Genomic DNA, 1,774 nt, shown 5'->3' with positions numbered 1-1,774 from the left:
CCATGGCGTCGACCAGGTCGGCGGCGAGCCGCGCGGCGTTGAGGCCGCCCGAGCCGGAGGCCGTCTCGGCCGAGAACACCGCAAAGCGGTCGCGCCCGCCGGCCTTGGCGGCGTAGCAGGCGTCGTCGGCGCAGGCGAGCGCGTCTGCGACGGTGATGTTGCGGTCATACACGAAGGCGATACCGATGCTGGCAGCGAGCCGACGCGAGGTGACGGCCGGGCCGAGATCGGCGTCGCGCACGGCGGCGAGCACCGCACGCGCGAGCCGCTCGGCGCAGGCGTCGTCGCAATTCGGCACCAGCAGCGCGAACTCGTCGCCGCCGAGGCGCGCGGCGTGCGCCGAGGGCGGCAGGCTGGCGACGATGCCTGCCGCGACACTCTTCAGCGCGAGGTCGCCGGCGGCGTGGCCGGCATAGTCGTTGAGCGCCTTGAAGTAGTCGAGGTCGACATAGAACACGGCAAGCGGCAGCCGGTCTGCCGCGCCGATGTTTTCGGCCAGCAGGCGGTCGAAGGCCGAGCGGTTCAACAATCCGGTCAACGCATCGTGGCGCGCCGCATAGGCAAGCTCCTCGGCGCGCTTCTTTTCGTCGGTGATGTCGCGCACGGTGCCGAGGATCTGGCCGGCCGAGCCGACGCCGGCGATGAAGCGCACCAGCGACTCGACATGACGGATCTCGCCGTCGCGTCTGATGATGCGATATTGCGTGGCGGTGACGCTCTCCGAGCCCGGCGGCGGCAGGTGCGCGCGCTCGGTGGCCTCCTTGTCGTCCGGGTGGAGATAGGTGTGCCAGAGGCCGGCCGTCACCTCGTCGGTATCGCTGACAAGACCGAAGATCTCCCTGGTGCGCGCGTCCCAATAACTCTTGTTGGTGCCGATATCGTAATGCCAGATGCCGGTGCCGCTGGCGGCGAGCGCAAGGCGGAAACGCACATTGATCTGCTCGAGCGCGGCTTCGGCCTCTTTCTGCCTGGTGATGTCGGTCTGCACGCCCATCAGGCGCAGCGGCTTGCCTTCGGCCTCGCGCTCGACGATGCCGCCGCGGTCGAGCACCCAGACCCAGTGGCCGTCCTTGTGCTTCAGGCGCAGTTCTGTATCGATGGAATCGACGAGGCCGGCGATGTGGCGGTCGCCGCTCGCCAGCGCCCGTTCGCGGTCGTCGGGATGGGTGAGCTTCAGCCAGAGATCGGACGTGTTGGCGAGCTCGCCCTCGGCATAGCCCAGCATCCTCCACCAGGTCGGCGAATAGTAGCAATCGCCGGTCGCGAGGTTCCAGTCCCACAGGCCGAGTTGGGCGCGGTCGAGCGCCAGCGCCCAGAATTCACCCTTACGTTTCTCGTCGTCCGCCATGCCCTGGTTTTGCCTCTCCCCCTTCGGGCATCCTGCATGAAAGCAGAGAAGAAATGGTTACTAGGGGGCGGTTCCCTTGCGTAGGTCGCACTCCGTCCCACCCTCCTCTGTCCTGCCGGACATCTCCCCCTCAAGGGGGGAGATTGGCAGCGTCGCCCACAGTGCTTCTCCCGTAACGTCGGCGATGGTTTGGCGAGAGACTGGACTCATGGACGAGCGGCTTCGTTTTGTTGCGGAATGAGCGGACGTTCGAGGAGAATGGCCTGCCGGATCGGTTCAGAAGCGACAACGGCTCGCCATTTGCGTCGGTCGGCCTCACCGGGCTGACGCCGCTTAGCGTGCGTTTCATCAAGCTCGGCATCGTGCTGGAGCGCATCCAGCCGGGCAAGCCGCAGCAGAACGGCTGCCATGAGCGCTTCCACCTGA

Annotated in this window: 1 protein-coding gene and 1 pseudogene; one reads left to right on the top strand and one right to left on the bottom strand. The window is 67.1% G+C overall.

Annotated features, from left to right (window positions below; genetic code table 11):
• Positions 1 to 1,348, bottom strand: a 1,348-nt coding sequence (locus EOA29_RS35295; protein ID WP_127222316.1) for a diguanylate cyclase, incomplete at its 3' end; no start/stop codon positions are given.
• A gap of 239 nt (positions 1,349 to 1,587) precedes the next feature.
• On the opposite strand from EOA29_RS35295, the pseudogene EOA29_RS35290 reads away from it, so the two are divergent.
• Positions 1,588 to 1,774, top strand: a pseudogene (locus tag EOA29_RS35290) (integrase); the annotation flags it as partial.

Source organism: Mesorhizobium sp. M1E.F.Ca.ET.063.01.1.1, assembly GCF_003998155.1.
Taxonomy (GTDB): domain Bacteria; phylum Pseudomonadota; class Alphaproteobacteria; order Rhizobiales; family Rhizobiaceae; genus Mesorhizobium.
The sequence above is the reverse complement of the archived record's forward strand: the minus strand, read 5'-3'. Positions and strand labels throughout refer to the sequence as shown.